At 52.5% G+C, this 12,872-nt stretch carries 7 protein-coding genes; 3 read left to right on the top strand and 4 right to left on the bottom strand.

Annotated elements, in window-relative coordinates:
• Nucleotides 1–51: 51 nt before the first annotated feature.
• The 3 genes from BUA93_RS11675 to BUA93_RS11665 all read right to left on the bottom strand — a co-directional run bounded on the left by BUA93_RS11675 (nucleotide 52) and on the right by BUA93_RS11665 (nucleotide 5,412).
• On the bottom strand, nucleotides 52–3,276 hold the full coding sequence (locus tag BUA93_RS11675; RefSeq protein ID WP_083597400.1) for a glycoside hydrolase family 9 protein: 3,225 nt from the start codon (nucleotides 3,274–3,276) through the stop codon (nucleotides 52–54).
• 86 nt (nucleotides 3,277–3,362) lie between these two features.
• Complete coding sequence (locus BUA93_RS11670) at nucleotides 3,363–4,568, bottom strand: ABC transporter permease (RefSeq protein WP_072979639.1); 1,206 nt, start codon at nucleotides 4,566–4,568, stop codon at nucleotides 3,363–3,365.
• 97 nt (nucleotides 4,569–4,665) lie between these two features.
• A complete protein-coding gene (locus tag BUA93_RS11665; protein ID WP_072979637.1) occupies nucleotides 4,666–5,412 on the bottom strand; it encodes an ABC transporter ATP-binding protein in 747 nt (248 codons plus the stop codon).
• A gap of 159 nt (nucleotides 5,413–5,571) precedes the next feature.
• On the opposite strand from BUA93_RS11665, the gene BUA93_RS11660 reads away from it, so the two are divergent.
• The gene (locus BUA93_RS11660) at nucleotides 5,572–8,019 is read left to right on the top strand and encodes an OmpA family protein (protein ID WP_083597398.1); all 2,448 of its coding nucleotides are present in this window, start codon (nucleotides 5,572–5,574) and stop codon (nucleotides 8,017–8,019) included.
• A gap of 388 nt (nucleotides 8,020–8,407) precedes the next feature.
• Here the strand turns inward: BUA93_RS11660 and BUA93_RS11655 are convergent, their stop codons facing one another.
• Nucleotides 8,408–8,818, bottom strand: coding sequence for a GtrA family protein (locus tag BUA93_RS11655; protein ID WP_072979633.1), 411 nt, complete (start codon nucleotides 8,816–8,818; stop codon nucleotides 8,408–8,410).
• Nucleotides 8,819–8,930: 112 nt separating this feature from the next.
• Here BUA93_RS11655 and BUA93_RS11650 point away from each other — a divergent pair, with 112 nt between their 5' ends.
• Together BUA93_RS11650 and BUA93_RS11645 are read left to right on the top strand one after the other, a co-directional pair.
• Nucleotides 8,931–10,418: an acetyl-CoA hydrolase/transferase C-terminal domain-containing protein gene (locus BUA93_RS11650; RefSeq protein WP_072979631.1), complete on the top strand. Its 1,488-nt coding sequence runs from the start codon at nucleotides 8,931–8,933 to the stop codon at nucleotides 10,416–10,418.
• Between the two features lie 80 nt (nucleotides 10,419–10,498).
• Complete coding sequence (locus BUA93_RS11645; RefSeq protein ID WP_139258024.1) at nucleotides 10,499–12,859, top strand: histidine phosphatase family protein; 2,361 nt, start codon at nucleotides 10,499–10,501, stop codon at nucleotides 12,857–12,859.
• The last annotated feature ends 13 nt before the right edge of the window (nucleotides 12,860–12,872 follow it).

The raw sequence follows: 12,872 nt of genomic DNA, 5'->3' as shown, positions 1-12,872 counted from the left end.
ACAAAAAAAAGCCGGCTTTGTGGGCCGACTTTTTCATGATATGTAATGAACTTACTTGATTCTGATGCTCTGGGTTGCAAGGACCTTGCCGTTTTGCATGACCCTTGCAATCAGGGCGCCGCGGTGCGGAAGGTTTGCGAGGCTCACTTCGGCGCGGGTTCCGTAGAAGTCCCGGGCCATCAGCTGGTTGCCGAGCATGTCAAAGATTTTGACAGTCTTGGTGCCTTCAGTGTTGGTAAGCACGTAGAGCCTGTTGTTACCTACTTGCATGCGAGCCTTGGCAATGGTTGTCTTCGGCGCTACAAAGCCGACGCGGTCGCTGGTGGTTTCACCCGGACCGTAACCCCACAGGAGTTTGCCCTTGCTGCGAATGACGTTGTACGGGTCACGAGGCGGCTGCTGAATATCGCCCTGGTCTTTGTCCCAGTCAGGAGCGCCGTCGTAGGCCGGGGCGTCCTTGGATTCAGAGTGGGCGGTAAAGCTCCAGCCGTCAGTGACTTTGACCTTGGAGGGCGTGCGAAATGTTTCGCACACGTTATTTTGTTTAACGCCAGAAGAAATGCTTATGTCAAGACGAAGCCTGCCGCCAAGGCCAATGGTGCCGACACTGATGGCCTGTGCCCAAGTGTAGGTATTCTTGTCTTTATTGTAGGTGTCTTCGACCTTTACTGGAGGGGTGCTTCTCAAAAGGTTTCTAAGTTCTCGGTCATTATCGCAGACTTTATTAAAACCGCCGATGTCGTAGGCTTGACAAATGTCATTGTCGAATATGGCTCCGCAAGCGTCAATATCTTCTTCGCTTGCATCAAAATAGATGTAGGCGACAACGCTATCGAGGTCATCCAGGGTTTCGTTGACGAATTGAACATTAAAAAAGTCCATTTTATTGATCGTGTAGTGGTATGCCGTTGTATAAACCTCGTTGGAGAAGGGCGAGGCTTCCGTGGTATCGCAGTTATCGCACTTCTTTTCGTAGTAGTCGCTACCGCCGTTACTCACGAGGGTGAGGGCAGATGTCAAAAGTGTTGCTGCGTTGAGCGTCACCTCGGAGATATAGAAGTTTTCCCAGCTCAATCTGTCAGGATTCATTGAAGTTGTGGCGGGGTCTTGCCAGCCTACCAGGGCTCCGACAGGGGCGTTGTATTTATAAGCGAGGCCCGGCCAATTTTTGCCTTCGGGGTTTGCTGCCCTGTGGAAGGGGTGCGCGTCATTCTTGTCGCCTACGCCATACACAAACGAGATGTCCCACGGGTTTACGCCGAATAGGTAGTTCAACTGATTGATACCGAGCTGGCGCATTTCGCTTGCTTTAAGGCCTGTGCTTGCCATGGCCGGGAGCGTGACGCCCTGCTTTTCGATATCGGCGGCCACGTCGGCGTATGCCAATACTTCAAAGATGTTGCCGGCTTGATAACCATTGAAAATCCATGCCTGATCAGTCAACATAGTGTACCAGATGGGATCGTAGCTGACGGTGTTTGATAATAGTTTGCCTGTTTCCGGTGCAGGGAGCGTGATGGAATTGCCTGAGCTGCTTAGGTAACTGATGTTGTCGATCATATCGGCAAGGCAGTCTTCAATAGCGGCAAGGCGTTCATCTTCGGTAAGCCCATATTCAGATGTAGCCTTGGACTTGTCGGCAAGAATTAACTTGTACAGAGCGTATAGGGCGTATGAATGTGCGTTTGCCCAGCTTGTATTTTTGGAACTCTTTAACATGCCTCCGTAATTATTAGTCATGAACCATCCACCGTTAAAACAGCCGGCACAATTGAGTTCTCTTTGACCATCGTATAACTCTTTATTACGTAAAGCGTCGTCGGCGTAATCTTTTTTGCCTGTAGCGTACAGGAGCGCCACCGAAGCGAGTGCCAAGTCGTCGGTAAATTCGTTGTTGCCCATATAGGCAAGCGAACCCCAACCTGCAGCCTGTTTATTATTGACAAAGGGCTTGTCGCCGTCGTATTTGTCTTTGCCTTGAGCAAGAGCCTTGGCGAAGTCGTACATCTTTTCAGCTACCACCAAGCAACTGTCTGCAAACTTCCTGTCGTATTTGGCGTAGTCCTTGCTGAGAATGGCAAGGCCAGCAGCAATTTCACTGGAAATGTTGGCGCCGAGTTCGCCGAGTCGTACATCGCGTTCGGTTGGACCTCCGCGGCCGGTAACGGTTACATAGTCTTGAACTTCCGGGCGCCCCCACCAGCCGTGATCACTGCCGAAGTTACCCACGGAAACGGGCATATCGTCAACGACGCCCTTGGCGAATTCGTACGCTTTCAAGAAAAAGTCGGCACCGTGTTTGGCTTCACGCAGAACATCGGGCACGCCGTCGGTCTTTACAAATTCACCTTGGTTGTAAGCGTAGTGGTCTACGTCCTTGGCGGGGTTCGTGGCGGACATCACGGCGAGTGCTGCAAAGGCGAAGGCTTGCGTTTGGGATTCCTTCAGGTGGTCTCCTGCGTCGTACCAGCCGCCCTGCAAGGCGCCTTCTTTCGATGTATAGCCTTCAGCAGCCACGGACTTGTTGTTTTCAATAACTACCACCTTGCCGCCGCCATCTTTGGTATGGCTCGGGCCGTGGAACCACGATTCGGAATTACCGCTACGCTGGATGCCGAAGAACTTCAGGGAGGCGTCTTTTGCCATGGTGTAAACGTCGTCGCTCACAATGAAGGTGCTGGAGATTTCGTCTCCGACCTTGATACGCAGGCGCTTTTCGGTAGGTACGTTCTGCGGGATTTTGCCGACAAAGATATTGCCTTCAGGTCCGGTGATTTCAACCTTGTAGCGTTTCGGGTCGTTTGTTGCTACGTCGGTGCCAGCAATAATTGTCCAGTCGCTCTTGGTTGTCGTTTCGGTTGCGGTAAACGTTCCGGTAATCTTGGTGCTGAGCGACTTGCCGTCTGCATCCACGACTTCAAATTCCGTCGCCTTGCTGCCCACAAAGTAGAACTGGCGCTCTTTATCGCTCTTGAGGTAGCCCGCCTGGTTCACGCGAATCGGCGAAATCTTGGTGTTGATGGCGTCAAGGTAGGCCTGGTCCAAGGTGTCGGGCATCATCGCCCCCGCCTTAAAACTTGCGGGAGTAGCCTCTTTCGGAAGCATACCTGTTTTCTTGGTGACCGTCGTGTCAAAGTTTTCGAACACTTTCGCGTCCCAGCTCAAGGGCCAGGTCGGGCGAATCAGGTCGTATGGCGTGGTAGCGGCCATTGCTGCGGTTGCAGAAAGAGCGGCCAGGGTAGAGGCTATAACCCCCGTCGAATTTTTAAGATGCATATCATCCTCCGATTATTCAGATTCAATATAGCATCTTCTATTCCTTTTGTAAGCAAAAAGTAAGTTTTTGTGACCTGTATTACATATTATTCGAATCGTAGCGCTTCGATGGGATCCAGGCGAGATGCCTTGCGGGCCGGGTACCATCCGAAAAAGACTCCGGTGGCAAAGCACACGCCAAAGCTCACGATAACGCTCGTGATGGACACGCTCATGGGCCAGTTCATGGCAATCTTGACCGTCTCGGAAGCGGCAATGCCAAGGGCGATCCCGATGGCGCCGCCAAGCAGGCTGATGATGACCGATTCAAAAAGGAACTGCAACAGAATGTCGCGGCCGCGGGCACCGATAGCCATACGCAGGCCGATTTCCTTGGTGCGTTCGGTCACGGACACGTACATAATGTTCATGATGCCGATGCCGCCTACAAACAAACTAATTCCTGCAATCGCGGTCAGCACCAGCGAGAGCATGTCCGAGGTGCTGGTGACCATCTGGATCATTTCTTCTTGGGTAAAAACGCGGAAGGGGTCGGTGGGCTTTGTCCAGCTGCGGCGTTCTTTCAAGATTCCCATGATTTCTTCGGTGGCCTGCGCCGCGTAGCCCTCGCCAATAGAATTCGCGTAAATCTGGCGGATGTTCGTGGTGGCGTTGAACCGCTTCATCACGGTTTGGTAGGGTGTAAAAATCACGTCGTCGTTGTCTTGCCCGAAATCGCCGGAGCCTTTCGCCTTTAGGGTACCGATGACCTTGAGCGGAATGCTCTTGTAGCGGATGGTTTTGCCGATGGGGTCGCCTTCGGGGAACAGATTTTTCACGACGGTCTGGCCAATCACGCAGACTTTGGCCATGCGGTCTGCCTGGTCGTCGAACATGACGCCGTCTTCGATTTCGTAGTTGCGGATTTTCAGGTAGTCGGCCGATACGCCGCTCAAGGCCGTGGGGGAGTTGTTGTTGCCTACAATGGCCTGCCCGCCTACGGTTATCATGGGCGAGACGCCGTTAATGTAGGTGGCGTTTTCGCGGATCGCGATGACGTCGGCTTCTTCGAGCGATTCGGTGGATTCCATTTGCACGCCGCCGCGACGGTCGCGGTTCGGCATGATGATGATGGCGTTCGTGCCCATGGCGGTCATCTGTTCCTTGATGGATTTTTTGGAACCTTCGCCCATGGCGACCATGGTGATGACGGCTGCGACACCGATCACGATGCCTAGCACCGAAAGGAAGGTGCGCATGCGGTTACGGAGCAAAGCCTTGAGTGCAATTTTTATAAGAGTAAAAGGAGACATGTGTGAATTCGGATTTCAGAGTTCGGATTTCGGAGTTGAAGTTAATTTGGAATTCAGAGTTGAAAATAATTCTTAATTCTGAATTCCGAAATCTGAATTAATCATAAGTTTCGGGGGGTGGGAGCGCTTCGAATGCGGCTTTGGCGTCTTGAACGGTTTCGTTCTTCACGTCTTTTTTCAAAAGTCCGTCGCGCAGCGTAATGGTGCGCCCGCTAAAAGTCGCGATGTCGGGTTCATGCGTCACGAAGGCGATGGTTTTTCCTTGGCGGTTCAGCTCCTGGAAAATCATCATGATTTCGTAACTGGTACGCGTATCTAGGTTTCCGGTGGCTTCGTCGGCCAAGATGATGACCGGGTCGTTTACGAGTGCGCGGGCGATGGCGACTCGTTGCTGCTGGCCGCCCGACATTTGGTTCGGCAAGTGGTTCATGCGGTCTTCAAGCCCGACCATCTTTAACGCCTCGATAGCGCGGCGGTGGCGTTCCGCTGCCGAAATTTTCGAATTGTACAAAAGCGGGAGTTCTACGTTTTCGATAGCCGTGGTGCGGCTGAGCAGGTTGTAGCTCTGGAACACGAATCCAAGTTTCTGGCTACGGATGCGGGCGAGGGCATCGCGCTTCAGTTTTTCGGTGTGTTCCCCGTCCAGAATGTACTGTCCAGAGGTCGGCTTGTCCATGCAACCCAAAATGTTCAGCATGGTCGACTTGCCCGACCCGCTGGTGCCCATGATGGTCACGAATTCGCCGGGGTAGATATCAAAAGAAACTCCACGCAGCGCGTGGACCGTTTCTTCGCCCATTTTAAAGTCTCGGCGGATATTCTGTATAGATAAAATCGGGTTCATAATCGCTATTTTGATGCTTAATATAAACTTTTCGTTGCATTTGTGCGGAATGTTCTGATTTTATATGCAAATTTAGGTGTGAACTGGGTCACATTTGGCACTAAACTTGCAAAAATACTACATTGTGAAATAATGAAATAAAGACATGCGAGGGATACAATGAAAAAAATCATTGCTTTATCATTGGTCGCTGGTGGTCTTGCCTTTGCCCAGTCGGGGCTTCAGGGCGGATCTTCCGGTATACATCAACACAACGCCTATACATTGGGGAAGGGCGGCATTGAAATTGGAACGGGTGGCGATGTTTCGCTGGACTCCTGGTCCCAGTCTCGTGGCGGCGTGCTCTCGGTGAATAAGCAGGAACGCTCCTTCCATTCGCAGGCGGGCTCGTTGTCGGGTAATGTCCACCTGGCTGTCGGTCTGCAGGAATTCCTGGATTTGGGCGTATCCCTGCCTCTTTATTACGATCATGCCAACCTGCGCGGTAGTGGCGAAGGCGATCTTTGGAAAAATAGCCGTGGTGACGTGGATATCTGGATGAAGTCCGGTCTTGTGGGGGATGCCAGGAGCTTCTTTGCCGCCGCAGCATTGATCGATGTCTATATCCCGACGGGTGAAAAGGGTGCTGGCGTTCGTCCTCGCCATGCGTGGTATCTGAATGACGATGCGGGTAATACCAACCCCTATTCTTCGGATGAAGTGAACTTCGCCGGAACCTTGGTGCTTACCTTGAATTTCGGTGCACTGGGTGTACCGGTCGTGTGGAACTTCCATGCGGGTTATGTGTTTGCCGACAAGGGTACCAATACGCTTGTTTACGGTTCGGGCTTGAATATCCTTCCGACCAGCTGGCTTGATATCTTTGTGGAATATACGGGTGAAATGCGTGTCGAGGATGGTGCCTACCGTCGTGACCCGATGGACGACCCGATGCTCGTGACTCCGGGTCTTCGTTTCCACCTGCCGTGGAATATCGACTTCGCCCTGGGTGCAGATATCGCAGTCCGTACTTTGAAGAATATTGGCTACGATACCAAGGATGAAATGAAGAGTGTTGAAAACCACACCGTGCATTACGAAGCAAAGCAGGGTGAAATCCGTTACGGTTATGCGCCGACTCCGACCATTGCCGGTACGGCTCTCCTGACCTGGCGCTTCGGTGGCAACGCCAAGCACGACGAAGACGGCGATGGCGTTCCGGATGAAAAGGACCAGTGCCAGCATACGCCGGACGTGGCCACGGTTGATACTCTGGGCTGCCCGATCGATACCGACAAGGACGGCGTGATCGATGGCCTCGACATGTGTGAAAAGACTCCTTACGGTGCCGAAGTGGATACGGCCGGCTGTCCGATGGATACCGACAAGGACGGTATTCTCGACGGTCTTGACAAGTGCCCGAACACCACCGAAGGCGCTCCGATTGATTCGCTCGGCTGCGAACCGGATTCCGATGCCGATGGCGTGCCCAATACTTCTGACAAGTGCCCGAATACCTTGGCTGGCGTGAAGGTCGATACTCTCGGCTGCCCGAAGGATTCCGACAAGGACGGCGTCTACGACGGTCTCGACAAGTGCGAAAATACCCCGGCCAACTTGCCTGTGGATTCGACGGGTTGCCCGGCCGACGCCGACAAGGATGGCATTGCTGATGCGTTTGACAAGTGCCCGAATACTCCGGCGAACCTCCCGGTCGACACCCTCGGTTGCCCGGCTGACGCCGACAAGGATGGCGTGCCCGATGCTCTCGACAAGTGCCCGAACACTCGCGAAGGTGCCCAGGTGAATGCGGAAGGCTGCGAAGGCGACTATGATGGCGACGGTATTCCTGATGCGGTTGACCAGTGCCCGAACACCAAGCAGGGCTTGGCCGTTGATTCCACCGGTTGCCCGGCTGATGCCGACAAGGATGGCGTGCCTGATGCTCTCGATAAGTGCCAGGATACCAAGATCGGTATGACGGTTGACAACACCGGTTGCCCGCTCGACTTCGACAAGGACGGCGTGCCCGATGGTCTTGACCAGTGCCCGAACACTCAGCAGGGCGTGCCTGTTGACTCTACGGGTTGCAGCGCCGATGCCGACAAGGATGGTGTCTACGATGCCGCTGACAAGTGCCCGAATACTCCTGCAGGTGCAGCGGTCGACACCCTCGGTTGCCCGATTGACACCGACAAGGACGGCGTACCTGACTATCAGGACAAGTGCCCGAACACCCTCGAAGGCGTCCGCATCGACAAGAAGGGTTGCCCCCTGAACAAGAAGGAAGACTTGGAACAGTTGAAGAAGGGCATTAACTTCCAGAGCGGTTCCAAGAAACTGACGAAGTCCAGCTACAAGACCTTGAACAACATCGTTGCCTTGATGAAGAAGTTCGGCACGGCAAACATCGAAGTTCAGGGCCATACGGACAACACCGGTTCCGAAGAAACCAACAAGAAGATTTCTCAGGACCGTGCCCAGGTGGTGGTGGATTACTTTATCCAGAACGGTATTTCTCCTGACCGCCTTCGCGCCGTGGGCTTCGGTTCCGACAAGCCGATCGCCGACAACAAGACGAAGAAGGGCCGCTCCAAGAACCGCCGTGTTGAACTCGTACCGTTCTAATCGGAAATCTTGAAAAAAAAAGTGCAGCTCCGCTGCAAAAAAGGGTCGCCGCAAAGGCACCCTTTTTTGTATGAATAAAACCAACACTGAAATTAAAATTTCCTTTAACTCCGAACGCTGAATTCCGAATTATCACAACTCCGAACTCTGAACACTGAATTCCGAATTATCACAACTCCGAATTCTGAACTCTGGATTCCGAATTATCGCAACTCCGAATTCTGAACACTGAATTCCGAATTATCACAACTCCGAACTCTGAACACTGAATTCCGAATTATCGCAACTCCGAATTCTGAACTCTGAATTCCGAATTATCACAACTCCGAATTCTGAACTCTGGATTCCGAATTATCACAACTCCGAACTCTGAATTCCGAATTCAGAATTACCTAAACACCCACTTCTTATACAGCGTAAAGCTTGCAACCACATAAACGCCGTTCGCGATGATGTTTGCGAAGAAGCCGGGTTTCATGTACTGCGAAATGAATTCGGTAAATGGCTTGCACCAGGCGGTGTCAAGTGCGTAGACGGTTGCTTCGAGAGTGGCGAGGTTAAGGAGGTAGGCGGCAGCGAAGACGATGACGAATCGGATGACTTCGGTGCGTTTCCGGTTCGTGCTCTTGAAATTCCAGATGCGGTTCATCAGGTAGCTGTTGATGGCGCCGAAGATGAATCCGAGAAAATTGGAAAGTTCCAGGTTCCAGTCAAGCAGCTGATGCATCACCCAGACCGAGGCGAGGGTAATGAGCGTGTTCATGACGCCGATGATATTGTACTTGATGAAATGCTTCACATGGAAAAATATACAATTCGGATTTCGGATTTCGGAATTCGGAAATGATAAAATCTCTGAATTCTGAATTCCGAATTCTGAACTAAGATGCCTTTTTATCTAATTTTATCGTATGAATTGGTTTGATTCTAAAAAGTGTTCTGCGGTCGATGCCGCGGCGATGATCAACGATGGCGATGTGCTCGGAGTTTCTGGATTTACCTTGGCGGGTTACCCCAAGGAGGTTCCCACGGCTTTGGCCGCGCGTGCCGAAAAGTTGCATGCCGAAGGTAAGCCTTTCAAGGTGACGCTTTTTTCGGGCGCGTCGACTGGAGATAGCTGCGATGGCGCTCTTGCGCGTGCCGGTGCGGTGAGCCTCAGAATGCCCTACCAGAGCAATCCGAGTCTTCGCAAGGCGATTAACGCAGGTGAAATCAAGTACATCGACGCGCACCTCGGCAAGATGGGTTACCTGGTTCGTACCGGTGCGGTGCCTGCGCCGACGGTCGCCATCATCGAAGTTTCTGCGATTCTGGGCGATGGTCGCGTGTGCCTTTCGACCTCGGGCGGAAATTCGGTGACTTACCTGGAGATGGCGCCGAAGATTATCCTGGAACTGAATACGCGTCTCGGAGATTCCTTTATGGGAATCCACGACACGGCACTCCCGGAACTCCCGCCGCATGCAAAGCCGCTCCCCATCTATAGTGCCGGGGACCGTGTTGGCGGTGAATTTGTCAAGATTGATACGAATAAAGTCATTGCGGTTGTCGAGACTTCTCGCCTTGACGAGGTAAATCCGTTCGTGGAACCCGACGAAGTTTCCAGGAACATTGGCGAACGCATTTTGGACTTTATCTGTTTCGAAGAGAGTAAGGGCAGACTCCCCAAGGGACTTGCGTTCCAGAGCGGCGTGGGTAAAGTCGCTAATGCTGTTTTGAGTGCCATGTCCGATGACAGCCGCCTCGGAACCATCGACCTTTATACTGAAGTCATCCAGGAAGCCGTATTCCCGCTGCTGAAAAAAGGAAAACTCGGTGTCGCTTCGGGCACGGCTCTTACTTTGTCTGAAGGAGCGCAGAAGGAATTTGTTGAAAATAGCGCTGAATGGAAAAAGCACTTGGTGCTTCGCCAGCAGGAAGTGAGCAATAGCCCCGACGTGATTCGCCGCGTGGGAGTCATTTCGATGAACACGGCGCTGGAAGTGGATATCTTTGGCAATGTGAACAGCAGCCTTGTCTCGGGCTCTGCGATGATGAACGGAATCGGCGGTGCCGCCGACTTTGCAAGGAACTGCGCACTGGGCATTTTTCTGACGCCGTCGGTTGCAAAAAATGGCGCCATCAGTTCGATTGTGCCTTACGTGAGTCATGTGGACCAGACGGATCACGACACGATGATTTTTGTGACGGAGCAAGGCCTTGCCGACTTGCGTGGGCTTCCTGCCGAAGAACGTGCAAGACTCATTATCAAGAATTGTGCGCACCCGGATTTTCGCGAACCCCTGACGGACTTTTTGGAATATAGTCTGAAGCACGCCAAGGGAATCCACATGCCGATTGCCCTGGAACGTGCCTTTGAGATGCACCGCCGGTTCCTCGAAACCGGGAAAATGCTGTAACATTCCCCTATTGTCCCCCTATTACCCCCGCAAGACGGGGGTTTATTTTATTTAACGGAAAAACTTTTTATATTGCTTGAATGATGCTGAAACGACGAATCAATCGCCTAATGGGGACTGTTGTCCTTACTTTTACCACTTGCGCTCTGGTGGCGTGTTCGAGCCATGATTCCTCTTCGTCGTCTCTGGAAGAAGATTCCGCAGAAGAAAGCTCGGAATCCTCTTCGGATCCACATTCGGACAAGAATTCCAGTGGAGTTGTTGCTCTCGATTCCTTGGGACGTCCGATGTCGAGTTCCGGCGTCATACAGGGCGGTTCTTCGGCAGGTCTTTCGAGTTCGTCGGTAGGACCGGTTGTCGGAATCGAAGATACGGTCATTACGGACACGACTGTCGTGAAGGATGTCAATGCCTTGCCCGAATGTTCTGCCGGGATTGAAGGTGAAACCTTCCTGGTCCAGAGCGAGAACATGCTGTATTTCTGTCTGGGCGGGGACTGGGTTGAAGCGGAAACGGTGGCCCAGGTTGCCCAGGTCGGCTGTCGCAACGGCGTGCTGACTGTGGGGGATGATTCCGAAGACGAAACCTCGGGGTCGGAAAGCTCCGGTGGGAATACGTTCCCCTGGGGAAATTTTGGTGGCAATACCGTCAATACGGCTGCCGTCGATACGGCGGAACCCCGTATGGTGGGAGCGCATCTTTTGGGTGTTGTCGAGAAGGGGCCTTTCCGCTATGGAACCTCGGTGAAGCTGATCGAACTGGATAGCACGCAACATCTGGCCGATTCCAAGCGTATCCACAAGAGCTGCATATTGAATGCGGAAGGTAATTATAGTTTTGACAGTGTCGATTTTGTTTCGCCTTATCTGCGCGTCAAGGCGAACGGATATTTCAGGAATGAGTTGACGGGCGGATTGTCTTCGTCGATCGTTACGCTGGAAGCCGTGGTTGACGTGACGGAGAAGGATTCCGTAAACGTGAATATGCTGACCCACATGGAAGCTCCGCGCGTGTTGAAGCTGGTGGAGAACAGCGGCAATAATCAGCCTATCCGAGCGGTCAAGGCGCAGGCCCTGCGCGACATTCTGGCATCCTTCGAAATCCAGTTGGGATCTTCCAGCACCGGTGGAAATGGGGGTGGTTTCGGCTGGGGAAACTTTGGACAGCAACAACAGACGCTCACGACGGATGGCCGGTTTGCCGAGGATATCGGTCTCTTCGATGGTGACGAGTACAGCGGCGCCCTGCTTGCCATCTCGATCATGATGCAGCGTAAGGGCTCTGGCAACGACATGATGCAGTATACTGCGGGGATTGCGGATCGTATCAAGGGTAACGGAAACTGGGACGACAACAACGCGAAGGCGGATTTGGCGGACTGGCTCATGACGCTAGATACGAGTGGATCTTACGCGACCATTCGGAATAATATCGCCTCGTGGCATTTGGGTAATGTTCCCGATTTCGAAAAGCACCTGAAGCACTTCTGGACGACCGTCTATAACTTTGGCGAGTGCAATGCTTCTAATGCCGATTCCGTGAAATTTATCAGTAACAGTCTGAGCGCCTTCTTTGTCTCGGGTTACGATTTGCAGGGGCCGAAGGTTCGCTTTATCTGTGATGCCGAAACGCACGAGTGGCGTGCGGCGACCGATCTGGAAAAGGATACCTACGGACTCGTGGGTGAATACGAGGGGCAGCTCAAGGTAGGCCGCATCAATACCGACAAGTACTATGTCTATGAACAGAACAAGTGGCGCGCGGCGACCAGCGATGATGTCCAGGATTTCGAGGACTTGAGCGATGTGTACAAGAATCTCAAGTCCGACGAGAAGGTTATTTTCCTGCTGCGTCATGCCGAAAGGACGAACGATACGGGGAAAAAGGGAAACTTGACAGACGGTGGAAAAACGCAATCCAAGAATGTCGGAGCAAAGCTGAAGGGCGAAAGCATCTATTTCGCCAATTCGACTTATACGAGAAGCATAGAAACCTGCGAGAACATTGCTGCGGGTGCCGGGACGAACTATACGGAAAATACGATCGAGGACCTGGATGGCGAATGGTATGTGAAGGACAATTCGCAGTACGAAAGCTGCAAGAGCGCTAATGGTGGTGGATGGGGCACAAATTCGGCTTATGCCTACAAGGGAATATGTCCGGAAGCGTTCTACGATTTCGAAGACCGCAGTGAGGAATTCTTGCAGGAAATCGTCAAGCCGCATTTTGCGAAAGTGAAAAAGGTCGGCGTCTGGATTTCGCACGATACGTTCGTGGTCCCCTTTACCGCCTATTGTACCGACAAGAAGGTCAACCTGCGCTACTTCGATACCAAGCAGTGGATCAATTACCTTGCTGGAGTCGCGATTATTATGGATGCGAGCGGCAAGATGCGCTACGTGCCTGTAAAGGGCCTTGAGTCCGGTTCGATGACGATGTAGTGTATGCCTTGCG

This window comes from Fibrobacter sp. UWH4, assembly GCF_900142475.1.
Classification (GTDB): Bacteria; Fibrobacterota; Fibrobacteria; order Fibrobacterales; family Fibrobacteraceae; genus Fibrobacter.
Note: the sequence above shows the minus strand (reverse complement) of the source record. Positions and strands in the feature narration are given on the sequence as shown.